The organism is Nostoc sp. ChiQUE01b (assembly GCF_034531255.1).
GTDB lineage: Bacteria > Cyanobacteriota > Cyanobacteriia > Cyanobacteriales > Nostocaceae > Nostoc.
The window spans coordinates 1-24,884 of the sequence record NZ_JAVRBM010000067.1 but is presented as its reverse complement, the minus strand read 5'-3'; the positions used below and the strand labels follow the sequence as shown (position 1 = coordinate 24,884).

The 24,884-nt window shown below is 37.8% G+C and carries 13 protein-coding genes; 4 read left to right on the top strand and 9 right to left on the bottom strand.

Annotation, left to right across the window (positions count from 1 at the left end):
- Positions 1 to 82 precede the first annotated feature (82 nt).
- The 4 genes from RMY63_RS30920 to RMY63_RS30905 form a co-directional block, all read right to left on the bottom strand.
- Entirely contained in the window at positions 83 to 526 is a 444-nt protein-coding gene (locus RMY63_RS30920; RefSeq protein ID WP_322732350.1) for an aspartyl protease family protein, read from the bottom strand.
- Between the two features lie 117 nt (positions 527 to 643).
- Positions 644 to 3,901, bottom strand: a complete 3,258-nt coding sequence (locus tag RMY63_RS30915; RefSeq protein WP_322732349.1) for an S-layer family protein — start codon at positions 3,899 to 3,901, stop codon at positions 644 to 646.
- A 150-nt stretch (positions 3,902 to 4,051) separates the two neighbouring features.
- Entirely contained in the window at positions 4,052 to 7,291 is a 3,240-nt protein-coding gene (locus RMY63_RS30910) for a filamentous hemagglutinin N-terminal domain-containing protein (protein ID WP_322732348.1), read from the bottom strand.
- Positions 7,292 to 7,302: 11 nt separating this feature from the next.
- Complete coding sequence (locus tag RMY63_RS30905) at positions 7,303 to 10,782, bottom strand: filamentous hemagglutinin N-terminal domain-containing protein (RefSeq protein ID WP_322732347.1); 3,480 nt, start codon at positions 10,780 to 10,782, stop codon at positions 7,303 to 7,305.
- Positions 10,783 to 11,205: 423 nt separating this feature from the next.
- Between RMY63_RS30905 and RMY63_RS30900 the strand changes: the two genes are divergently transcribed.
- Positions 11,206 to 13,521, top strand: a complete 2,316-nt coding sequence (locus RMY63_RS30900; protein WP_322732346.1) for a proprotein convertase P-domain-containing protein — start codon at positions 11,206 to 11,208, stop codon at positions 13,519 to 13,521.
- A 67-nt stretch (positions 13,522 to 13,588) separates the two neighbouring features.
- On the opposite strand, the gene RMY63_RS30895 is transcribed toward RMY63_RS30900, so the two are convergent.
- Together RMY63_RS30895 and RMY63_RS30890 are read right to left on the bottom strand one after the other, a co-directional pair.
- Positions 13,589 to 16,612 carry an S-layer family protein gene (locus RMY63_RS30895; RefSeq protein ID WP_322732345.1) on the bottom strand — a complete coding sequence of 1,008 codons (3,024 nt, stop codon included), beginning with the start codon at positions 16,610 to 16,612 and terminating at the stop codon, positions 13,589 to 13,591.
- A gap of 283 nt (positions 16,613 to 16,895) precedes the next feature.
- The gene (locus tag RMY63_RS30890) at positions 16,896 to 17,378 is read right to left on the bottom strand and encodes a hypothetical protein (RefSeq protein ID WP_322732344.1); all 483 of its coding nucleotides are present in this window, start codon (positions 17,376 to 17,378) and stop codon (positions 16,896 to 16,898) included.
- Positions 17,379 to 17,726: 348 nt separating this feature from the next.
- Here RMY63_RS30890 and RMY63_RS30885 point away from each other — a divergent pair, with 348 nt between their 5' ends.
- Positions 17,727 to 20,330 carry a CHAT domain-containing protein gene (locus tag RMY63_RS30885; protein WP_322732343.1) on the top strand — a complete coding sequence of 868 codons (2,604 nt, stop codon included), beginning with the start codon at positions 17,727 to 17,729 and terminating at the stop codon, positions 20,328 to 20,330.
- A 189-nt stretch (positions 20,331 to 20,519) separates the two neighbouring features.
- On the opposite strand, the gene RMY63_RS30880 is transcribed toward RMY63_RS30885, so the two are convergent.
- Entirely contained in the window at positions 20,520 to 21,659 is a 1,140-nt protein-coding gene (locus tag RMY63_RS30880) for an FAD-binding oxidoreductase (RefSeq protein ID WP_322732342.1), read from the bottom strand.
- 18 nt (positions 21,660 to 21,677) lie between these two features.
- Positions 21,678 to 22,571, bottom strand: coding sequence for an isopenicillin N synthase family dioxygenase (locus RMY63_RS30875; RefSeq protein WP_322732341.1), 894 nt, complete (start codon positions 22,569 to 22,571; stop codon positions 21,678 to 21,680).
- A 106-nt stretch (positions 22,572 to 22,677) separates the two neighbouring features.
- On the opposite strand from RMY63_RS30875, the gene RMY63_RS30870 reads away from it, so the two are divergent.
- Together RMY63_RS30870 and RMY63_RS30865 are read left to right on the top strand one after the other, a co-directional pair.
- Positions 22,678 to 23,187 carry a GNAT family N-acetyltransferase gene (locus RMY63_RS30870; RefSeq protein ID WP_322732340.1) on the top strand — a complete coding sequence of 170 codons (510 nt, stop codon included), beginning with the start codon at positions 22,678 to 22,680 and terminating at the stop codon, positions 23,185 to 23,187.
- The gene (locus tag RMY63_RS30865) at positions 23,187 to 23,693 is read left to right on the top strand and encodes an N-acetyltransferase (RefSeq protein ID WP_322732369.1); all 507 of its coding nucleotides are present in this window, start codon (positions 23,187 to 23,189) and stop codon (positions 23,691 to 23,693) included. Before RMY63_RS30870 ends, RMY63_RS30865 begins: the two co-directional genes overlap by 1 nt.
- A 317-nt stretch (positions 23,694 to 24,010) precedes the next feature.
- Here RMY63_RS30865 and RMY63_RS30860 read toward each other — a convergent pair whose 3' ends face one another.
- Positions 24,011 to 24,406: a hypothetical protein gene (locus tag RMY63_RS30860; RefSeq protein WP_322732339.1), complete on the bottom strand. Its 396-nt coding sequence runs from the start codon at positions 24,404 to 24,406 to the stop codon at positions 24,011 to 24,013.
- Between the last annotated feature and the right edge of the window lie 478 nt (positions 24,407 to 24,884).

The following is a 24,884-nucleotide window of genomic DNA, read 5'->3' as shown; positions in this document are numbered from 1 at the left end:
ACCAATAACCCTTAAGCCAAGCCTATTGGATTACAAGTGTTTGGTTAAGACAAGAGATGCGATTTATCGCGTCTGGCTGTAATTATAAAACGATTAAATAAGTATCTTTTCCTTCTACTGGCAAAACTCGTAATTTTTGATTAACCAAATCGGGTTCTAACCCTAAATCTTCTAAAGGTATTAAACCTAATAAAGGATCTGAACCTTCTGGCAATTCAATACAATTAAATGTTCCTTCTCTTCCCTCAACTGAAAGATTTAATTCTCTGAATATGCGAGCTTTTTGTACTCCTGTAGCAATTTTAACGTCTACTTCTCCTTGAAGAGGCAGTCCTAACTGAAGAATAATATTTTTAGGTAAACACAGCCTGGTTGCACCTGTGTCAACTAAAACATCATGTAAAGTAATTGAACGTATTTGTTCTGCTGGAATAAATCCTCTTTCTGCAAGTATTTGGTCAATTCGATTGTTAATAGCGATTGTGGTAGTTACTTTGCCCATTTTTTCCGTTTTGCTCATTGTCATACTATTTTCCTATAAACTGGTGAGGTTGATGAGTGAGTATATATTTACATTTTATTGAATTTTATGAAAAATCAGATACCCGACTTGTTAAAGAAGTCGGGTATCTCAAAAATAACTTTAACGACATTCTCGGCTCATCACTAAATCACCGTTTGTTAGTCGATACACTCCTTGTGGTTCGATAATGCGATCGCCTTTTTTCCACTGGCGATTTGTACTATTATTATTGCTGATATTTTCTACATTACCTGTAGGATAATTTGAGGCTACTGCATTATTAGGACGAGTAGGTAACCCGCCAATACCTGTAATCAAAAAAGTCCCTCTTTGTTTAGAACTACGAGCAATACAACTATTAGCAATCAGCCTATTAGTATCAATGGGATTATCTTGTAATTCCGTGAGGCTATTTTGGATAAAGGTGATATCGGGCACACCGATGATGTTACCAGATATTGCACCGCTGGCGTTGATATCGGTGCGATCGCTATTAGCTAATGACTGAAGATTATTGGCATCAATTGATGTTTGCGTCGGGCTGTATAATGGTGAAGTTAATAAAGCACGAGTATTAAAAGTAATATTGCCTCCTTTACCTTCAGGTGCAAATGCCAGAATGTCGCTATCTTCTAAGGCGATGATAGTGTTAGCATTTAGGTTAATATTACCTCCATTTGCTTGACCTGTAGAAAGGTCGGTGCGGATATCACTGTTATTACGCAAGCTAATGTTTTTTGCAGTAATATTAATATTCCCACCGCCTGCTTGTTCAGCCCTGGCGCTAACAAAGCTATTATTTGCAGTGTAATTTCCTGTTGCAATAATATTAATATCCCCTGCAATACCTTGTCCCTCGCTACGTACAGTCACCGCAGCACCATTAGCTACATTGAAGTTATTTGTGAATAAAGATATCGTCCCGCCATTACCAATAGAATCGGGATTTGTGCCTGCAAATATAGCTGCGTTAATATTCTCAGCAAATGTACCAGAAATAGTTATACTATCTTTAGCATTTATATTAATATCACCAGCATTCCCACTACTGCTAGTTGAGTTGAGAATTCGTCCACCATTCAACACTTCAAGTGTTCGAGCATTGATGGTGATATTACCTCCATCACTAGAATTATTTGTACTAGCACTGATTTCGCCCCTGTCTGCTAAACGGAAATAACCTGTGTTAATTGTAATGTTTCCTGGTTTTCCAATACTTCCGTTGTTGCTTCTAACTGATATTAAGCTAGGAAACCCATCTGCATCTAGTCCAGAAATAATTACAGCATCCGCAGCATTAATGCGAACATTTCCACCCTCGCCTTGTCCTCCAGGGAGATTTCCATTAGGCTCACTAATACCTGCAATAATTTGACCGCCATTTGTTAAGGTAAATTTTGATGTATTAATTTGAATATCTCCAGCTTTTCCCACTGCACCTTCTCTTATCTCACTAGTAATAACGCTATCGTCAAGAACTACTGCATCTGTACTATTGATAATAACATTACCTCCATTACCCTCACCCAAAGTTCCAGCACTTATGTCTCCACTAATGAGTTGTAAAAATTTAGTATTAATAGTTATATTGCCTGCATCATTACCTTTGCTTGAGGTTAAAAAGCCAGTAGCAAAAACATTTGTTTCTGTACCATCTATTTCCATGCCATCACTAGCAGTAATAGTTATGTTTCCCCCGCGGCCGACTTTTCCTTGTCCTTCTCCTCCAGATTGAGCAGCTATAAATGCGCCATTCTTTAAAAATACTTGTTCTGCTTCAATACTAATATTTCCTCCATTACCAACAGAACCATTTGTCTGTGAGTTCAATGCATTTGATGAGATAAAAGACCTATTTTCCATTCTCAGTTCTTTTACTTTAATATCTATATTTCCAGCATTACCACTGCCAAAAGTACTTGCTGATATGTTCGAGAAACCATTATTTAGAATTAAGCGATTAGCAATAATTGATAAATTTCCTGCGTTTTCTTGACCGTCAGTAATTGACGAGATTATCGCTGTATCATTCAAAATAATTGAATCATCAGCTTTAATTTTAATATCTCCAGGTTTGCCTGCTAAAATGTTGCTAGAAGTTATTAAAGCACGATCTGAAAGCAAAACATTTCGAGCTTGTATATTAATACCACTACTGCTGCCATCAGTCCGTGTTTGGGATCTGACTACCTCTGAAGAAGGTGTGAATTCTGCCGAAAAAGCCTGACTCATGATTTGGCTATTAATAAGAGAAATTGTATCATCAACTTTGATATTGACCGCACCTGCGTTACCTTTTGTAGCAGTGGAATTAATTTGACTTCCATTATAAAGTTCTAGCGATTGGGCAGAGATGTTGACGTTTCCTGTATTTCCTGTCCCAATACCAAGACTAGCAATATAACTTTCATTTTCTAAGCGAATAATTCCATCAGCATTTATGAAAACATCGCCTGCTTTAGTTTCAGGAGTACCTTGATTGCTAGCTATAGATGTATAAATATTACTGGAGTTTTCTAGGCTGAGATTATTCGCATTAACTATAACATTACCAGTGCTTGCACCAAAACTAAAAGCACTAGAAACATTCACAAGTGAGATATCTGTTTTCGCTACACCATCAGGAAAAGTCAAGTTGAAATTGTTGTTATCAATATTGAGTCCTACTGTTCCTGCTGCGCTTAATCCACCAATCTCTACCCTACCACCTCGTGCTGCAACTAATCCTCCATCCATGAAGATTTGCCCTGTAGATTCAGGCGTAGGTGACACACGACCACCAAGTAATATTAAACTTTTATTATTTGGTACTGCTAAAATACCTCGATTTTCAATCGAGTTTGCGCCTTGATTGGCAATTTGATTAAACAAAAAGGCTGTAGGATTGACGCTTAGTAAAGTATTTTGGGGTGTAACTTGTGAAGTTAAAGAAAATTCAGCACCACCAGAAAATTGAATTGCATTAGCTGTGGTAGCTACAAATGAACCACGAATATCTAATAGGGCATTTTCTCCAAAGATAATACCATTAGGATTCATCAAAAATAAATTAGCAGTGCCTTGGGTGCGAATAAATCCTTGAATATCAGAGGCGGTTCCACCAGTTACTCGTGCAAAAATATTGATAATGCTGGAATCGTTGAGGAAAATTCCCGCACCACCATTAGGAATACTAAAACTACTGAAACTGTGGAATAGGTTGGTGTTACCAACTGTTGTGCCACCTCCAATTAAAGAAAATGAGCCATTATTTGTAACTTGTGTTCCTAATGTTTGGTCAGTTGTTACTTGAGCCAAAGCGCTGATATTTGTTGTCAATGCCAAGTTTAACAATAGTCCCAAGGGTAAATACGAATTCCAGCAATTTTGATTAATCACAGCTTTTACCTCCAGTTTATTTTTCGGTCTAGAGAAGACGCGATAAATCGCGTCTCTACATGAGGTTTTGGGTTTACAGGATTTTTCAGATAAATGAAATACACAGGTAGGGGCACAACATTGTTGTGCCCTTAAGACGAACTGTACTTTTTAACGACACTTTCGGCTCATTATTAATTCACCATTCGCTAGTCGATAAATACCTTCAGGTTCAATAATTGAGTCGCCTTTTTTCCACTGATTACTAATATTTTGTACATCACCTGTGGAATAGGTGGAAGCGGAAGCATTGCCAGGACGAGTAGGTAAACCACCAACGCCTGTAATTAAAAAAGTACCATCTTGCTTGGAACTGCGAGCAATGCAACTATTAGCAATTAGCGCATTAGTATTAATAGGATTATCTTGTAATTCCGTGAGGCTGTTTTGGATAAAGGTGATGTCAGGCACACCGATGATATTACCAGAAACTGCACCACTGGCGTTGATATCGGCGCGATTATTTCCCTCTAATTCTGTTCTCAAATTTGCTCTATCGCCTGTTTGAGCTTGGGTACGGTAGAGTGAAGAACTTAAAAATGCTTGGGTGTTAAAAGTAATATCGCCGCCTCTACCATCACTAGCAAATGCTAAGATGTCGCTGTCTTCTAAGGCAATGATGGTATTAGCAGTAAGGGTAATATTACCACCACCACCTGCACCACTGAGGACATTTGTACGAATATCGCTATCACCGCGCAGCCGTATATCTGTCGCTGTGATATTAATAGCGCCACCTGAAGATTGTGTGCTAGCTGTACCTATTGTACTGTTATTGCTACGTAATGTATTACCAAGTTTAATAGATATATTACCTGGATTTCCTTTACCAGTACTGCTGCTATTTACAAAAGAGTTGTCTGTCAAAAAAAGCGAGTCAGCCTGAATATTAATATCACCACCTTTACCAGTAGCTGTATCTACCACTCCACTATCTATGAAAGAGTTGCTTAACGATATATCATTCTGCACTTCTAGAAATATATTGCCTCCATTTCCTTGTCCGAAAGCGCTGCTTTGTAGATAAGCATCGTTGCTTAAAGAAAGCGATCGCGCTTTAATTGTGATATCGCCTCCCTTACCCTCACCATCGCTTACCTTCCCTTGTGAATTGCTTCCTGCAACGCTTTGTACCACAGTCCCTTCAAAATAAACAGAGGCATTTTTTGCTTCGATAGTTATATTTCCTGCATTTTCCTCTGCGGCGGTAGAAGTTGCTATCGCAGAATTGTTACCGCTTGCAGAAATCAAATTAGAAGCATTGATGCGGATATTACCTGCTTTTCCTGCTCCGAGATTACCTGTAAAAATAAAAGCGTTATTTAATAAGAGCGAACCTGTTTGGATATCAATATCTCCTCCGTTACCGATACCTGACTCTCCAACACTACTAGTTATTCCACTTTGATTATCGTTTCCTGAAATTGAGATTTTATCTCTAGCTTGGATAGTTATATTGCCAGCATTTCCTTCTCCAAGAGTGTTAGAACCGATGAATGAATTATTAGTAAGTTCTAGCAAACCCGTATTGATAAATATCTTTCCTCCATCGCCTTTACCTGCTGTGCTAACATTCACTTCCGAACCATCAGTTAGAGAAAGGGAACCAGATTCAATAGTAACATTACCACCTTGACCAGTAGCTGAATCAGCAACTACACCAACGATAAAACTATTTGCGAAAGAAACATTATCTTGTATGTCTAAAATTATATTTCCTGCGTTTCCCTGTCCTACGGTAGTAGTTTGAATAATGTTGTTAGTTAAAGAAAGCGATCGCCCTTTTATTACAATATCACCAGCTTGACCACTAGTGATGGTTCCTGATAATACACTTCCCCCCGCACCGCTGGATATTAGACTTGAATCAAATACAATATCCGCCTTTTCTGCTTCTATTGTGATATTTCCTGCATCTCCTTGTCCAAAATTACTAGTTGCTATTTGTGCATTTTTAATGCTAAAAGATTGAGCAGCATTTATTTGAATATTACCTGCATTCCCGCGTCCTAAACTATTGGCGCTAATTTGACCATTATTTAAAGCAAAAGTTTTTGTCTGGATAGTAATATTTCCTCCCCTACCTTCAGCTGTTTCTCCAACAGAGCTACTAATTGAACTTTCTGAACCAATTCCCGAAATTGTCACTTTGTCTCTAGCTCGAATATCAATATTTCCAGCATTACCTTTTCCAGCAGTGAAGGAACCTATTAAGGCATTACCAATAATTTCAAAATTACCTGTATTGATAACTATATCTCCCGCATTCCCAGTACCTTGTATTGCATTGATAATTCCAGTCGTAGACGAATTTGTACCCTCAATAGTCACGTTATCGGTAGCAGTAATTTCAATATTTCCTGTGAAACTATTAATATTTCCTAAACCTCGATTGATACCTACGATGAAACTGCTTCCGCTTGCAAGATTAAAATTGCGGGCGTTAACAGCAATACTACCTCCACCGCCAGATGCCATAAAAACAGAAGAGCTATTTGCAAGGGATACATCTGCTCGTGCTACATTATCAGGAAAACGCCAACCTGTAGAATCTAAATTAACTATTCCTAGTTCTGTCAAACCTCCCAATTCAACCCGCCCACCAGGAGCATATATAAACCCTCCATCCAAAATTACATTTGCCCCCATAAGTGATAAATCTTTGCCATCAAGTACTGTTAATCCTGATATCTGACGTTGAGGATTGCCATTCAACGCAGAACCCAATACTGTAGATATAGCCCTAGAATTGTTAATAATTTCTGCTTGGTTGTTAACAGCATTAAAAAATAATGCTGAAGGTTGGATGCTGAGTAAATTACTTTTGGCAGGTTCGGAAGCGTTGAATATACCCGTTTGTCCCAAATTAACGCCATTAGCAGTTGTGGCAACAAATGAACCCCCCACATCTAAACTAGCGTTGGGGCCAAAGATAATACCATTGGGGTTAATTAGAAATAAATTCGGGTTAGAATCGCTAATTATACCCAGAGTCCCGAAAATTTCTGAGGGGTTTTTACCTGTAACGCGAGTTAAGACATTTTGAATGTCAGAGTTATTAATTAAGAAGTATGCTGCTCGTCCTTCGCTGACATTAAATTCTTGGAAGCTGTGAAATAAATTGATGCCACGAACTGTGCCACCATCGATTAAGTCAACTGGTAAGTTGTTGGTGGTGTCTAGAGGTGTGACGATGGAGCGATCGCTACCTAAAGTATTATCCGGTATAATGTTACTTTGGGCAAAAACACAGTTGCTAAAAAATAACATTTGTAATGCAACACAGCCCAATAAATTAAACCGTGTCTGCAATGATTTTTGAGAAATGTTTATTATAAATTTCAGTTCCATTCGTCTTAGCCTCAACCACATTCTCGACTCATAACCAATTGTCCGTTTGCTAGTCGATACACTCCTTGGGGTTCAATAATCAAGTCGCCTTTTTTCCACTGATGTCTTGCATTATCATTAGTAACATTTTGCACATTACCTGTGGCATAGGTTGAAGCTGAAGCATCCCCAGGACGAGCAGGTAAACCACCAACACCTGTAATTAAAAAAGTACCTTCTTGCTTTGCACTACGAGCAATACAACTATTAGCAATTAGCGCATTAGTATCAATGGGATTAGATTGTAATTCTGTGATGCTATTTTGGATAAAAGTAATATCGGGCACACCGATGATATTACCAGATATTGCACCGCTGGCGTTGATATCGGTGCGATCGTTATTATTTAATGACTGAAGGGTATTTATATCAGTTGAAGTTTGTGTAGGGCGATATAGTGGTGAAGTTAACAAAGCACGAGTGTTAAAAGTAATGTTACCACCTTGACCTTCTGGCGCAAAGGCGAGAATATCGCTATCTTCTAAGGCAATAATAGTGTTGGCATTGAGGGTAATATTACCTCCACTACCTTCACCTGTAGATAAATCGGTGCGGATGTCGCTGTTATTAAGTAAGCGAATGTTTCTCGCAGTGATATTGATGCTACCACCGCCTGCTTGTTCGGATTGTGCGTTTACTAAACTATTATTTGCCCTAAAATTATCCTTAGCAGTAATATTAATATTGCCTGCAACACCTCTTCCATTACTCCTTGTAGAAACTCCAGCAACGTTATTAGGTAAGTTTAAATCGCTTGTAAATAAATTAAAGTTAGTTGTAGATAAGAATATTGTTCCGCCGTTTCCAGTAGAACTAGTACCTGCAAATAAGCCAGTGATATTATCTGAGTTGGTAGAGATAGTGATACTATCTGCGGCATTGATAGTAATGTCACCAGATTTACCACTGTCAACAGTTCCTGTAGTTATCAATCCACCATTTGATGCTTCAAATACACGAGTATTCAAAGTTATATTACCGCTGTTACTAGAATTACTAGTTGCTGCTGATACAAAAGCATTGTCTGTTAGACGGAAATAATCTGTGTTGATTATGATATCTCCACCTTGACCAAGCGCCCCACTTTGGGTTTCGGTTGATATTCCACTTGCATTTCCATTTATATTAGTTCCTGAAATAGTTACTGCATCAGCAGCATCAATGCGGATACTTCCACCCTTACCTTGTCCACCAGGCAAATTTCCCGTTGCTTCAGCAATTAAAGTACTAATAGCACCACCGTTAGTTAAAGTTAGCTTTCGTGTCTGAATTTTAATATCTCCAGCATTACCAACTCCGCCTGCTCCTACGCGACTATCGATTATACCGTTGTCAACAACAACCCTATCATTGCTGGCAATAAAGATATCACCAGCATTACCCTTGCCAAAAGTTCCAGCGCTGATAGTTCCATTTGTTAACTGCAAACGTTTAGTATTAATTGTTATATCACCGCCATTACCTACAGGTTGAACTTGTGTAGAGATTAAACTACGAAAATTAGCGTTTGAGCTAATTAAATCAATAGAATCTGATGCATTGATAGTAATATTACCTGCATCACCACCCAAATTATTAATAGCTCCTACTGTGATATAACCGCCATTTCTCACCAGGAGATTTTTAGTGTCTAGTGTTACATCACCTGCACGACTATTGCTAAAAGTTGTGGCAGAAATACCAGTAATTCTATCTGTTGAACCTTTAGGATCGATTTCTATTAAATCAGTGGCTGTAATATTAATATCTCCGCCACGTCCAATTGTTTCGCCTGGTTCTGGTTCTCCAGAAACAGAAAGTATAGTTCCATAATTTGTTAAAGTAAGTCTTCCAGTTTTAATATTTATATTGCCAGCATCACCGACATTAGATATAACTTCAGAAGAAGAATTAGCAGATGCAGAAATAAAAGAATTATCTAAACTAATACTCTGAGCCGCAATATTCATATCGCCACCGTTACCACCAAGAGTATTAGCTGAGATTTGAGACTGGTTTTCCAAATTCAAATAATTGGTAGTAATCGATAAATTACCTGCATTTCCTTTTCCATCAGAACTTATAGACAATATTGCTGCAAAATTGTTCAAATTAATTGTATCAAAAGCCTGAATTTTAATATCTCCAGAATCATTTGCAAAAATGTTCGTAGCACTTATTAAAGCACCATCTGTGAGCAAAAGATTTCGTCCTTGGATATCAATACCACCGCTTCTCCCGTAGGTTGGCGTTCCTGAAAAGGTTTGTTCTGTAGATATAGAGGTGTCACGTGGTTGAACCGCGCTTGCAATCAAACTACCGAAACCACTAGCGTTTGTTCCAGATAGGGAAACTGTATCTTCAACTTTGATATTAACAATTCCTGAATTACCCTCTGTGGCAATTGCTTGAATACTACCACTATTCATTTTTAGCGATCGCGCACTAACATTGATATTACCACTATCTCCAATACCTAAAGCAATATTTCCAAAAATGCTATTTTCATTGAGTGTTACAACTCCACTAGCATTAACTACAATATCACCTGCTTTGGTGTCAGAAGTTCCTTGATTTTGATTTATACCAGTGAAGAAATAACTAGAATTTTCTAAATTCAAATTATTAGCATTAACTACAATATCACCACCACCAGCACCAGTAGCAATAGCCACAGATTGATTTACAAGTGAGATATCTGTTTTCGCCACACCATCAGGAAAAGTCAAGCTTAAGTTGTTGTCATTAACATTAAGTCCTACTATTCCTGGTGCAGTTAACCCACCAATCTCTACCCTACCGTCTAACGCGGCGAGTTGTCCTCCATCTATTAGAATTTGTCCTGTAGATTCAGGTGTAGGTGAGATGCGACCGCCAAGTAGGATTAAACTTTTATTATTGGGAACCGCCAAAATCGCACGATTTTCTATTGAGTTTGCCCCTTGGTTAGCAATTTGATTAAATAAAAATGCTGTAGGATTGACGCTGAGTAATGAATTATTGGGTGTAACTGGAGAAGTTAAGGAAAATTCTGCACCGCCAGGAAATTGAATTGCATTAGCTGTGGTAGCTACAAATGAACCACTAATATTTAACTGGGCATTTTTTCCAAAAATAATGCCGTTGGGATTCATCAAAAATAAATTAGCAGCACCTTGGGCATAAATCAATCCTTGAATATTAGATGCTGTTCCACCAGTTACTCGTGCAAAGATATTACTAATGTTGGAATCGTTAAGAAAAATTGCTCCGCCATCATTAGGAACGCTAAAACTGCTGAAACTGTGAAATAGGTTTGTATTGCCAACTGTTGTGCCACCTGAAATATAAGAACCCAAGCCAATATCTGTAACTTGTGTTCCCAAAGTTTGGTCAGGTGTTACTTGAGCTAAGGCACTGAGGTTTGTTATAAAACTTAAAGTAATTGATAGCCCTAAGCGCCAATACCAATTTAAATAAGATTGATTAATCATGGCTTAAATTTATGTAAATTTATAGGCTCAGATCCCCGACTTATCCAAAAAGTCGGGGATCTTATTGGTTACGAATAATTAAGTAGGGCTGTATCAGATACCGCAATCATATTACCAGAGATTGTGCTATTAACTAGTATTTCTGTTGGAGCGATCGCTATTTTTCACGAAATCCAGACTAATGCATAATCTTTTGCATATCACCAGTTAAATTACAATGCAGTTTTCTGCAATCTGCCATACACAATTATGCATATAACACTGCATGAAACCTGAGCGAATAATTTTCGTACTTTTCTTACTCTATATTTTGTTCCTTGGTTTCTCAGCTTTATTTCCTATTCCCTAATTCTATAAGTAAGCTCAGAAATCAAAGCTGACTACTATTTTTACTCTCATTTTGATTGCGAAAAGGAGAAACAAATGTCTACTTTTGTTGGTTCTGCTACTGGTGTTCCTAAAACTGGTTTAGCCTACGTAGACGGTTTACTATGGGGTAGTCGTTGGAAAATTGAAAACGACAATAGAAAACTGACCTATTCTTTTGTTGATAACAAATCTTGGGATTATTTCTTCGACAATGCTGAAATAAATGCCTTTACTAATGCAATCAAAGCTTGGTCAAATGTAGCTAACTTCCAACTAGAATATTCTGGTTTTAACGATTCTCAAGCTGAGTTAACCTTTCATGTTGTTGATTCTTCTCTTTTTGGCGATGGCGTACTAGGTATAGCAAGCCCACCAGGAGAATCTTTCGATTTTCTTGCAGAAGGAGATGTTTTAGTTAACTGGGAACCTTACCAATACAATCCTGATGCTGCTTTAGCAGTTGGTGGCTATTCTTACTATACTTTTGTTCACGAAATTGGTCATGCTTTGGGATTAGCTCATCCCCACGATGAAGGCGGAACTTCTTCTATTTTTCCTGGTGTTGATTACTCTGGAGATTTTGGTGACTACGCCCTTAATCAGTTTGTCACCACAGTCATGTCTTACGTTGATATTCAAAGTCCCTATTCTCCTGGGTATGAAACAAATTGGGGTTATGCTGCGGGGCCAATGGCATTTGATATTGCAGCTATCCAACATATTTACGGTATTAATAAGTCATACAATACAGGTAATAATGTTTATTCGCTTCCTACTTTTAATGGCGTTGGAACCTATTGGTCTTGTATTTGGGATGCAGGCGGAACAGATACAATATCTGGTCAAGGGGCAACTAATTCAGTAATTATTGACTTGAATAATGCAACTTTGGCGAATAACGATCCTGGTGCTGGTGGCTTTCTTAGTCGAGTTGTTGGTATTAAAGGCGGATTTACCATCGCTAATTCCAAAGGCGGTATATCTGTGATTGAAAATGCCATAGGAGGTAACTTTAATGACAGTTTAACAGGAAATGAATACAACAATTATCTGTCTGGGGAAGGCGGAAACGATCTCATTGATGGCAAAGCTGGAAATGACAGTCTTGTAGGTGGCGCGGGGAATGACACGCTTTATGGCAGCGCTGGTAATGATACCCTCAATGGCGGTACTGGCAATAATACTTTGTATGGGGGCACTGGCAACGATCGCTATATAATCAATGGCGATAGTTACTACAGTATCTATGAATACCTTAATGAAGGTACAGACACAGTTGAGTCTGCCTACAACTTTAACTTAGGTCCAGCTTATTTAGAAAATCTGATTCTCACAGGCACATCTGCAATCAACGGCACTGGTAACAATCTCAACAACACAATTACAGGTAACGGTGCTAACAATCAACTCAATGGCGGCGCTGGCAATGACACACTATATGGTGGTGCTGGGAATGATAGTCTAGTTGGTGATGGAGCTACTAACGAAACCAAAACCTTTAGCAATAACTCTCCTGTTAGTATCCCTGACTTGTCTACAATTACATCTAGTTTAGCCGTCAGTGGTTTACCGACATCGATTGCTGATGTCAACGTCACTTTAAATATTAAGCACAACTGGGATTCTGATCTAGATGTTTTTCTGATTAGTCCAACAGGGACTCGCGTGGAATTGTTTACTGATGTCGGCGGTAGTAACATTAATTTTACTAACACGACATTGGATGATGAAGCAGCAACATCAATTACACTTGGGACTGCGCCTTTTAGCGGAAGTTTCAAACCAGAAGGGCTGCTATCTGCTTTTGACAATAAAAACCCCAATGGCACATGGAAACTAGAAGTCAGAGATGATGAAATTGCAGTTGCTGGTACGCTCAATAGTTGGTCGCTGCAATTTACAGTTCAAACAGCTGGCATTGGCAACGATTTTCTGGATGGGGGTACGGGGAATGATACCCTAACTGGCGGCGGTGGTAACGATACACTAATTGGTGGTACTGGTAATGATGTCCTTGTTGGTGGTACTGGGAACGATACACTAACTGGTGGTAGTGGCAGCGATCGCTTTACATTCAACTTTCGCACTGAAGGAATCGACAAAATTACTGATTTTAGCGTCATTGATGATACGATTGCCGTCTCTAGGGCTGCTTTTGGTGGCGGGTTAGTTGCTGGTGCCGCCATCGCTGCTAGTCAATTTTTCCTCGGTTCAGCAGCAAGTACAGCTAGCCAAAGATTTCTTTATGATAAAGGCAACGGTTCTCTGTTCTTCGACCAAGATGGTACAGGAGTGATCGCTAAAATCCAAATTGCTACACTTAACACTGGATTGTCCCTAACCAACGCAGATATTTTCGTCGCTGCTTAAAGATTTTTAATCAATAAATCATTATCTTGTGGGGTAGGCATCTTGCCTGCCCTAATGTGCTTAATCCTCAGCGACACTCTCGACTCATCACTAATTGTCCATTTGCTAGTCGATACACTCCTTCTGGTTCAATAATCAAGTCACCCTTTTTCCACTGACTAGTTACACTATCATTGGCAACATTCTGTACATCACCTGTAGGATAAGTTGAAGCTGAAGCATCCCCAGGACGAGATCGTAAACCACCAACACCTGTGATTAAAAAAGTACCTTCTTGCTTGGGACTACGGGCGATACAAATATTAGCAATCAGCGCATTAGTATCAATGGGATTATCTTGTAATTCTGTCAGGCTGTTTTGGATAAAAGTGATATCAGGCACACCGATGATATTACCAGAAATTACACCAGTAGCATTAATGTCAGAACGATTATTATTATTTAGTGACTGAAGACTATTTCTATCAGCTAATGTTTGTGTAGGGTTATAGAGAGAATCACTAAATAAAGCACGAGTGTTAAAAGTAATATTACCGCCTTGACCCTCTGGTGCAAAAGCGAGAATGTCGCTATCTTCTAAAACGATAATGGTGTCAGCATTGAGGCTGATATCACCTCCAGTTGCTTGCCCTGTAGATAAGTCAGTACGAATATCACTATTGTTGCGTAGACTAATATTTCTTGCAATAATATTGATATCGCCACCGCTTGATTTTTCAGAATTTGCGCTGACTAAACTATTATTCGCACTGTAATTACCTTTAGCAATAATATTAATATCGCCTGCAATACCTTCTCCTTCACTGCGTGCAAAAACTCTAGCATCATTAGCTAGATTTAAGTTATTTGTGGATAAATATATTGTCCCCCCATTACCAATAGAGTTTGCTGTTGTAGTTGTAAATATACCACTGACTAAGCCATAAATAGTAATTTCATCTGTAGCATTGATAGTGATATTACCAGCATTGCCGCTACTGTTGGTTGTTGTAAAAACTTGCCCTCCAGTAAATGCTTCAAATACACGAGCATTAATGGTGATATCACCTCCATTATTAGAATTTTTAGTATCTGCCGTTACACTGCTGTTGTTTTCTAAGCGAAAATAATCTGTGTTAACTACAATATCTCCTGCCTGACCAACACTTCCTCTATCGGTTTGAGTCGATAATAAGCTAGGAAATCCATTAGCATTAGTTCCAGAAATTATTACAGCATCCGCAGCATTAATGAGAATATTTCCACCTTTACCTTGCCCTCCAGGAAGATTTTGTGTTGACCCACTAATACCTGCAATAATTTGACTGCCATTACTTAAATTTAATCTTGATGTCTGAATTGTAATATCACCGGCATTACCCGCCCCACCTTCTCTGATCTCACTAGAAATATCAGCATTATTAAGAACTACACTATTTTTGCTGTTAACAAGAATCTTCCCTCCATTACCTGTACCAAAGCTTGCAGTATTGATAGCTCCATCTGTTAACTGTAAAAAGTTAGTATTAATAGTTATATCGCCTGCATTACCAGTATCGCTTGCAGCATTTATTTCTTTACTACTATTCCATAATATTTGTTCTGCATCAATAGTAATATCACCTCCATTACCTCTTGTAGGTGAATTAGCGCTAAAAGCAAAAATAGAAGAATTATCTTCTGCATTCAGTTCTGTAACTTTAATATTTATATTTCCTGCATTCGTCCCTTGAATGTTAATTGCTGATATATTAGAATCATTATTCAGACTCAAAAGATTAGTAATAATTGATAAATTACCCGTATTTTCTAGTTCTAAGCTACTTGTATCAATATAAGCTTGATTATTCAAAATAATTGATTCATCGGCTTGAATATTCACATTCCCCGTTCTACTTGATAAAGAGCTAGTGTCTTGAAGTAAAATATTTTTTGCCTGAATATTAATACCACCAATACCTTGATTGTTGATTGTACTATTTTCCCCAGACAAAGTAATTGTATCCTTAACTTTGATATCAATAGGATTTGTGTTACTATTGATTGCATCTGCAAAAATTCCACTACTTATAATTTCTAATGATTCGGCAGTAATGTTAATATTTCCTGTGTTGCCTGTTTCTACTCCTATATTACCAATAAGACTTCCATTTTCTAAGCTAACAATTCCATTAGCATTAATTAAAATATCACCTCCTTGAATTTGAGATGAACCTGGGTTAGTTCTACCTGTATAAATATTGCTATTAAGTAATTTAAGATTATTGGTATTCACTACAATATCACCGCCAATTGCACCAAAAACAGCAACGAGAGATTGATTTTCAAGTGAGATATCTGTTCTTGCTACATCATCAGGGAAAGTCAGGCTGAAATTGTTGCCATCAATATTCAGTCCTACTGTTCCAGGTGCAGTTAATCCACCAATCTCGACTCTGCCATCTGGTGCTATAACCTGCCCTCCATCCATTAGAATTTGGCCTGTAGATTCAGGTGTAGATGACGCACGACCACCAAGTAATATTAAACTTTTATTGTCATTAACTCTCAAAATCCCCTGATTTTCAATTGAGTTGACACCTTGGGCAGCAATTTGGTTAAACAGAAATGCTGTAGGATTAATACTGAGTAAAGTATTGTCTGGTGCAACTGGTGAAGTTAAAGAAAATTCAGCCCCGCCAGGAAATTGAATTGCATTAGCTGTGGTAGCTACAAAAGAACCACCGATATTTAATCGGGCATTTTCTCCAAAGATAATACCATTGGGATTTATCAAAAATAAATTAGCAGCACCTTGGGCATAAATCAATCCTTGAATATCAGATGTTGTCCCACCAGTTACTCGCGCAAATATATTGATAATATTGGAATCATTGAGAAAAATTCCCCCACTGCCATTAGGAATACTAAAACTGCTAAAACTATGGAATAGATTTGTATTAGTAACAGTTGTTCCACCTTCAATAAAAGAAAATGGCCCATTATCTATAACTTGTGTTCCCAAGGTTTGATCGGCTGTGACTTGAGCTAAGACGCTAATATTAGTTGTCAAAGCAAAGCTCAGGATTAGTCCAAAAGATAAGCGCAATTTTGAATAATATTGGTTAGTCACAATTCTAGTTAACCGCCTTTAACGGTGTAATTAAAGACGTAAAAATAGTAGCTTGTTTCAAATGACATGTAAATATAGCAGAATTCAGAATTAATAAATCTGAAGTATGGTACTTTATACCGTAGGCTAACGCACCGTCAACAATTCAAGGTGCGTTGCGCTATCTGACAACACACCTGACATCGAATTTATATTTATTCACCTAGATTGAACTTTTATCGGCGACTTACTTAAATGCGCCGATCGCTGATTTATAATAAATCGGTTAAAGAGCGATCGCACTTTATTCTTTTGGCTGCAAACCCAATTCACAAATTGTTTTTGCTTCATCAACAGAGTAACTTTGGCCTAAATCTATTTGTGGTTCTTTGCACCAGCCCTGTCTAAACCACTCATAGAGAACGGTTTCGGTCGAAGTTCCTGACACAAATTGCTGGGTTTGTTTTTTAGATGCCCCTTCTGTGTTAGGGCTACATTTTTTGCTTCTCCATCCGTTACCTTCTAGCCATGTTGTCTCACTTGCACCCAAATCAATTAAGTAACGTCCATTAGATTCTGATACTGATTTAGCCACATATTTTTGAGTAATTAAACGTTGAACACACTCAGCCAAACTAGTTTTTTGACATTCAGCTAATGCCGCATCTGCTGAGATACCTAAATTAGTATATTCTTTAATGCATTGCAGATATGCTGCTTCTTGCGCTTGAACTAGTGTTTCACCAAAGGGAATGCCACTAAAGAATATTATGACTGTGGTAGTCATGAGTAATTTGTGCAATTTATTCATCATGATTTGTGAGAAAGTAATTTTTACCTCTTATATATTTACTTCATAAATAAAATCTGAATAATACTTAATAATGTTGTAGCAATTGCAGAAAACTACATAGCCAATATGCCTGAAATTTGCTATGGCTAATTACTTACGTAAATATTTTTGCAATGAGTTGACAAATATACAACTCATCTGATTTTATTTGTAATAAGCTTATTTATAATCACTATTAACCTTTGTTTTCCCGTGATCAAAAAATTTTCTAAATCAACTACTCATTATTGGTTAACAATTTTATTTTTTGTCAGTTTCACCCTTTGTGTATGGTTGAATAATGTGCAATTGACAAGTCCCCAACTAAGTATCGGCAAGTTAGTCCAAGCTCAAGCTCCTGATGCCGATCAATTAGTTAACAAAGGTGTTGAAAGTTATCAAGCAGGAAACTTTCGGGCTGCAATTCAATCTTGGAAAGCAGCTTTAGAGTTATATACACAAAAAAAGAACTATAATAATGTGGCGATCGCCAATGAAAATTTAGCACGAACTTATCAACAACTGGGTGAAAATGAGCAAGCTCTAAGTTATTGGGAGCAAGTTAATAATTACTATCGTTCTCAACAAAACTGGCAGAAAGTAGGGCGAATATTAACAGAAATAGCACAAGCTTACAGTAGTTTTGGACAAACAGGAAAGGCAATTAATTTTTTATGCGGTGTCTCTGATGCCAAAAATATCGAAAATCTAGCATGTCAGCAAGGTAGTGCATTAAAAATAGCTTCAGAACAACAAGATAAAGCAGGGGAAATTGCAGCATTAGGAAGTCTTGGCGAAGCTTATCGCCTTCGAGGTAATTATGATGTAGCAATTCAATATCTAGAAGCTGCTAAAAAGACTAACAATCAAACATATAATTTTGCAATCTTAAATAGTTTAGGTAATGCTCACGCCAGTCGCGCCCAACTTTGGAATCTACGTACAAAATCGGCTCAACAACAAAGTATTTCTAAAGCAAGGGAATTCCAACAAAAGGCCAAAAATGATTATCAGCAAGCGCTAGAATATTTCCAATCAAGTCTCAAAGAAGCTCGTCAACAAGATAATAAATCTGGTGAAATCCGAAGTCTGCTTAATCTGATTCAGCTTTTTTACCACTCCAAAACAATCAGTTTAATACCTCAAAATCAGTTGCAAGAAAATATTCAAGAATCTTTGGAACTGTTGGATAAATTACCCGATTCTATGAATAAAGTGTATGCAGCGATCAATTTAGCAAATTTGCCTGCTGTCGATGAGGAATTAACTTCACCATTAACTCAATGTTTGGCAAAGCTAAAATTACCAAACGCGCAAGCAAAGGAATTATTTAATAAAGCTATAAATATTTCTCAGAGATTGCAAGACTCTCGTTCTGAATCTTATGCTTTAGGAGCGCTTGGTCATTTCTATGAGTGCCAAGAAAAAAAATATCAACAAGCTTGGGAATTAACTAATAAGGCAATTTGGTTAGCAGATCAAAAATTAAAAGCTAAAGATAGCTTATATTTATGGGAATGGCAAGCGGGAAGAGTTTTAGAAGCACAGAATAGAAATATTGAGGCACTTCCTTTTTATCAAAGAGCATACAATATTCTAGAAGAGTTACGCAGCGACATTCTGATTGCAGACCGTGATTTTCAGTTTGATTTTCGTGATATTATTGAGCCTGTTTATCGTCAGCTAGCACAACTTCAATTAGAATTTGCCTCAGCAAGTAATACTAGTAATAAACAACTGAGTAGTCCAGCCTTAAATGCTGCCTTAACTACAATAAATTCCCTCAGATTAGCAGAAATTCAAAATTACTTTGGTAATGATTGTATTTTAACAGCAATTAATAACAAAAATGTTACCGAGGTCGTAGAGGACAATACTGCATTTATTAGTTCAATAGTTCTTAAAGGTAAGACAGGAGTTATCTTGATTTTACCTAATCAAGAAAGACATTTGCAATGGATAGATAAAAATCAGGAAACTCTTCGCCAGGAGATTACAAACTTTTACACTGGGTTAGTTCGAGGGAAACGAGATGTTAATTATAATACTAAAGATGCAGAAAATCTCTATGAATTAATCATCCGTCCCTTTGAGGATGATTTAAGTGCTAACAAAATTACAACTTTAGTATTTATCCAAGATAGCTTTTTGCGTAATGTGCCGATGGCTGCACTTTATGATAAAAAAGACAAAAAATATTTGATCGAAAAATATGCGATCGCTAGTACTCCCAGCTTACAATTAACCTCGACACAAAAAGTTAATATTAAATCAAGTAGAGCCTTAATTTTAGCTGTCAGTCAAGAAGCAAAAATCGACGATAAATTATTTGAAGCATTAACGAATGTTCCTCTAGAAACAAAGGCAGTGCAAGAACTATTTGCAAATACTAAAAAGTTAGAAAATCAGGAATTTACAATTAGCAATTTAGAACAAGAAATTCAAAACACATCTTATCCAATTATTCACGTTGCAACTCACGCACAATTCGGCACAATTGCAGAAGATACATTCTTAGTCACAGGAAATAATGACAAACTCACAATTAATCAACTAGAAACATTGCTACGTCAAACTAATAATAGTTCTAACTTAGTTGAATTATTAGCACTAACCGCTTGTCAAACAGCAGTTGGTGATGATAGGTCAACCTTAGGATTAGCAGGTGTGGCGTTACAAGCTGGTGCTAAAAGTGCAATGGCTTCACTATGGTCTGTGGGGGATGAGTCTACAGCTAATTTAGTGGCAGAGTTTTATAGTAAATTACGTGAATCAAAAATGAGTAAAGCACAAGCTTTACAAATTGCTCAATTGAAACTGATTAATGCCAAAGAAACAGAGATTGATATCCAATATAATCACCCTTATTATTGGGCACCATTTATTCTGATTGGAAATTGGCTGTAATCGGTGAGTAGGGAACAGGGAACAGAGTGTAGATTGGGTTGTACCTTAGTTCCCCTTAGGGGTACGGAGTGAAACCCAAGAATGCAAGGTTTTTGGATGTTGGGTTTCGTTCCTCAACCCAACCTACGCCTATGCCTTAATAATTTAAAACTCTCCGCGTCCCCGCGTCTCCCCATCTTTGCGTCAGCCCTAATTAATTATTTCTCTAATAATTGTATCTTCCTTGCCAGTTGCAAATTTAGCAAAGCGCTCTGCTAAGGGTGGTACGATTACCAGGGGGTTACTAAATCCAGAAAATACATGAATGCTTTCAAATCCAGGAACAGTACCAATTAAAGGAAATTGATTGTTACTAAATGCCACTAAGCAATGATGCCAAGTTCCTGGTAAATTCCCCAAAGCTGGTAAGACTTCCCCGACACTTTCTCGCAACCAGCGTTCACTCGCTTGTGAGTTTACCTCCGCATGAGGATTTGTAAGAACGCGGCTAATTTGACCTAAACGCAAACTACCATCTTGAAACTGAATTGCCCCGGCATCTAAAATCGCTGGTACTGGTTCATTACCTGGTTCATCCCACAATTGCTCGACTTGAGTAGATTGGGCTTCTAATTGATACCGTTGCACATTTGCTGGCATAACTAAGGTGCGTAACCTGATATCAACTGGTGCAGTTTCAATTATTTCTGCGTGGGTAAAATATATCTTCAAGGAAATACCAGCTGATTTTAATAGTTGGCGGCTAAGTCCACCTGCACAGATGACGACATTTGCACTGTGGTAAGTTGCATTGGTGGTTTGTACGCCATTTTCCAATATTTGCAATACTTTGCTAACTTGGAGTTCACCTCCACTACGCAAAAAAGCTTGAATGTAAGCTTGTGCAGTTTTTTGTGGATGAATATGACCGTGTTTAACAGTTAAAGCGCCAGATATCGCCTGTTGATTTATTAGCGGTTCCAATTCACTAGCTGCTTGTACGTCCAGTAAACGCGGTACAACAGCACAATTACTATATAACGCAGCGATCGCTTCTGGGTCACTAGCTGCTGGAATAGTTAGTAACAAATCTAATTCCCGAAATTCGATATCAGCGTCTAACTCTTGGGATAGGATATGATAACGAGCGATCGCATCTTCACACAATTGGCGAGTTAGTGGTGTAGTACCCGACCAATAAGCAAGTCCACCATAACTATAGCGAGTTGCATTCTGTGGTATTTCATATTCTTCCACCAAAAGTACACCAAAGCCTGCTTTCCTTAATTCATAAGCAAGCGTAGCACCCGTAATCCCACCGCCAACCACAATCCAGTCGTAAGTTTGCATCTTAAATATCTTCCCTAATTACGAATTACCATAAGTTGCTTGTAACCGTTGTAAAAGATATTCTCCTGCTAGGATAGACGGATAAATTGGTGATTTTCCTGTTTTGCAACTCTCCAAACAAGCAATTTCTACATCATCATTAGGATGACAGAAAAAAGCCATAGAATAGCGAGACTGGTTTACTCTGTCGTCATTAGGAATCATTACCCGATGCTTAGTTGAACAAAACACATGATTTGTCCACCTCTGCATTAAATCACCAGTATTAACTATAACAGTATCAGTAATTGCAGCCGCCTGAATCCATTCTCCTGCTGTTGTTTGTACTTCCAACCCGCCGACATCATCTTGGAAAAGTAAAGTAATACTCCCATAATCGGAATGTTCCCCTGCACGCACTTGTCCGGGTTTAGGCGGTGTTTGTAATGGGGGATAGTGGAGCGATCGCAAGGTATGATTATGTTGGCTGTGCCTTGTGGTAAAAAAATCTTCTGGCAAGTCCAACGCCAAAGCAAATGTTTGCAAAACTGTGTTAGCTAGGTTTGTGCAACTATCATAAAAAGCCCCAATACAAGCATCCATACCCACAGCACCTTCTTTGCTGACATTAAACGCCTCTTTTAAGTCACCTGGTTTATTCGGGTCAAGGCGTTCTCTCTCAATAGCAACATATCCTGTATTATTAAATTCATCATTCCAAGCTTGCTTTTGCTTAACTTCTAAAGGTAAATTGAAAAAACATTTACTATACGTGAATACTTGCTCAATTAAATCTTTTGACATACCAGAATTTTGCAAGTACATAAAACCGATTTCATGACAAGCCTGATAAACTTCTTTCACAACAGCTTGCCGAGTTGTTGCATTGCCATTCATGAAAGCAGCCAAATCAATTACTGGAATTGTAACCATCAATGATTCAAGATATAGTTAACAATTTGTAGTCACGCCAGTAGGGTGTGTTATGCCGTAGGCTAACGCACCTCAAACTTAGTTTTCTCTAGCGGAGGCATAAACTTTGCTCAAAATTATCCTTGTAGAAAATGAAGAACATAAATCTCATATCAAAAACCTGTTCTTTGACTATTTTAATGAAACTAAATTAATCTTTAGCCAAAAATATAACATCAATATAGATGTTAATACATTCTTCGAGCAATATATCACCCAACTCGATGAATTTCTACTACCTTCAGGACGCTTACTTTTAGGACAATATGAAGAACAAATAGCTGGCTGTGCTTGCTTGCGAAACATTAACCAAGATATTGGCGAAATTAAAAGGATGTATGTCAAACCACAATTCCGCCAAAAAGGAATAGGTCGAGCATTATTACAAGCTATCATCAATGAAGCTACTGATATTGGTTACTCCAAACTTCGCTTAGACACCGCGCCTTATGCAAAAGAAGCACACGCACTTTATCGTGCATTTGGCTTTTACAATATCGAGCCGTACTTAGAAAAAACAGAAATTCCGTTAGAATATCGAGCGAACTGGATTTTTATGGAATTGATTTTAAAATGATGAATATCCGTTGTGAAACTTTGACAGACTACCCAGCAATAGCACAGGTGAATACATTAGCTTTTGGTCAAGACAACGAAGCCAAACTTGTAGAAAGAATTCGCCATTCTGACCGCTATATTCCAGAACTTTCGCTAGTTGCTGAAATTGAAGGTATGGTAGTCGGTCACATTTTATTTAGCTATATTGATTTGGCGAACAAACAAACATTACAAGTACTTGGTTTAGCACCTTTAGCAGTTTATCCCCAGTTTCAAAGACAAGGAATTGGCAGTGCATTAATCAAAGCAGGGTTAGAAATAGCCGAAGCAAACAAAGAAGCCATAGTAATTGTACTAGGTCATCCAGAATTTTATACTCGCTTTGGCTTTCAGACTTCCGTGATTTATGGAATAGAATCTCCCTTTCCAGTACCAGAAGAATTTTTCATGGTTAAACCACTGCAAGGTTATCACAAAAAGTGTAAGGGAAAAGTTGTTTATCCACCTGCATTTGATGAAGTATAGTAGACTTCTTGCAGAAGTGGGGAAAAGAGTAAGGGGTAAAGGGGAAAGGGCTAATAAAAACCCTTTTTCCTTTAACCTTTTCCCTTTCCCCCCTCTTGCAAAAGTAACTTTTGCAAGAGGTCTAGTATTCATATCATGTTCGGTAGAAGACTTACCATTAAGACTGACGCAAAGAGATTTTAATAATAAGTAATTATCCGAACTTGATATCACATATGGCATGGTGAAAACTTGGGGGGACAATAAGTCCACCCCACAAGAAAAATCGTGTATTTTTTTATTGGTAAGTTCCTACAATTATATTTTTACTAGGGAGACTACACAACTTGGGAATTTTGGCTAGCTGCTTTTTTAGCAACAGTTTTTAACCGAGTTGCTCTACTTTTACGTAGAATTTCACTTTTACGAACTCCCCCAGCCATTTCATATTCACGGCTGTCTCTGCCGTATTTAAAGCCAATCCCCATCAGCATATTCTCACAGTAAGTAGCCAAATTTTTTTCTAACTTTTCAATTTCTATTTTGGAAGAGTCAATCATGCTGATAATAGTATTATAATTTTCTAATTTAGTGCGTAACTCTTCAATTAATTGTGTCAGTTTTGCGATATTGTAATTATCTCCAATATCCAAATTGCTATTTATTGCTTTGAGTCCAGCAAATTTTAACTCAGCACTTTCTAGAACGCGAGATGTGCGTTTTTTCTGAGACATAAATCTATTACCTTTTAAGGTTGATAACATTACTATGCCCCACTAAAACTAAATTTTGGCTCAGCAAAATCCACAAATATGGTAATTTTTATTTATAAGTTTGGTAGGGTGCGTTATCGCGCCAGCGTAACGCACCGAACATCATGGACGGTGCGTTAGGATTTTCGTCCATAACGCACCCTACGAAACTACAAAACAAGCATTAGTCACTCCAGAACATGCCGCAATACTTGTCGGTTAAGGGGAAAAGGGGGAAGGGGAAAGGGGGAAAGAAAAAACCTTTAACCTTTACCCTTTAACCTTTTCCCCAAACCCAATGCCGAGTTAAAAATGCACAAACCGAGCAGTATTGGAACATGCCGGACTTACTAAAAGACGTTGATTAGTCACTCCAGACATGCCGGATTGGCAAAAATATGTTCGTTACTCACTCCAGACATGCCGGATTGACAAAAACGTATTAATTAATAAATTAACA

Excerpts from the sequence above, each read along its gene's own strand:
- RMY63_RS30920 (WP_322732350.1), bottom strand. The coding sequence starts at position 526 with ATGACAATGAGCAAAACGGAAAAAATGGGCAAAGTAACTACCACAATC.
- RMY63_RS30910 (WP_322732348.1), bottom strand. The coding sequence starts at position 7,291 with ATGGAACTGAAATTTATAATAAACATTTCTCAAAAATCATTGCAGACA.
- RMY63_RS30905 (WP_322732347.1), bottom strand. The coding sequence starts at position 10,782 with ATGATTAATCAATCTTATTTAAATTGGTATTGGCGCTTAGGGCTATCA.
- RMY63_RS30900 (WP_322732346.1), top strand. The coding sequence starts at position 11,206 with ATGTCTACTTTTGTTGGTTCTGCTACTGGTGTTCCTAAAACTGGTTTA.
- RMY63_RS30890 (WP_322732344.1), bottom strand. The coding sequence starts at position 17,378 with ATGACTACCACAGTCATAATATTCTTTAGTGGCATTCCCTTTGGTGAA.
- RMY63_RS30880 (WP_322732342.1), bottom strand. The coding sequence starts at position 21,659 with ATGCAAACTTACGACTGGATTGTGGTTGGCGGTGGGATTACGGGTGCT.
- RMY63_RS30875 (WP_322732341.1), bottom strand. The coding sequence starts at position 22,571 with ATGGTTACAATTCCAGTAATTGATTTGGCTGCTTTCATGAATGGCAAT.
- RMY63_RS30865 (WP_322732369.1), top strand. The coding sequence starts at position 23,187 with ATGAATATCCGTTGTGAAACTTTGACAGACTACCCAGCAATAGCACAG.
- RMY63_RS30860 (WP_322732339.1), bottom strand. The coding sequence starts at position 24,406 with ATGTCTCAGAAAAAACGCACATCTCGCGTTCTAGAAAGTGCTGAGTTA.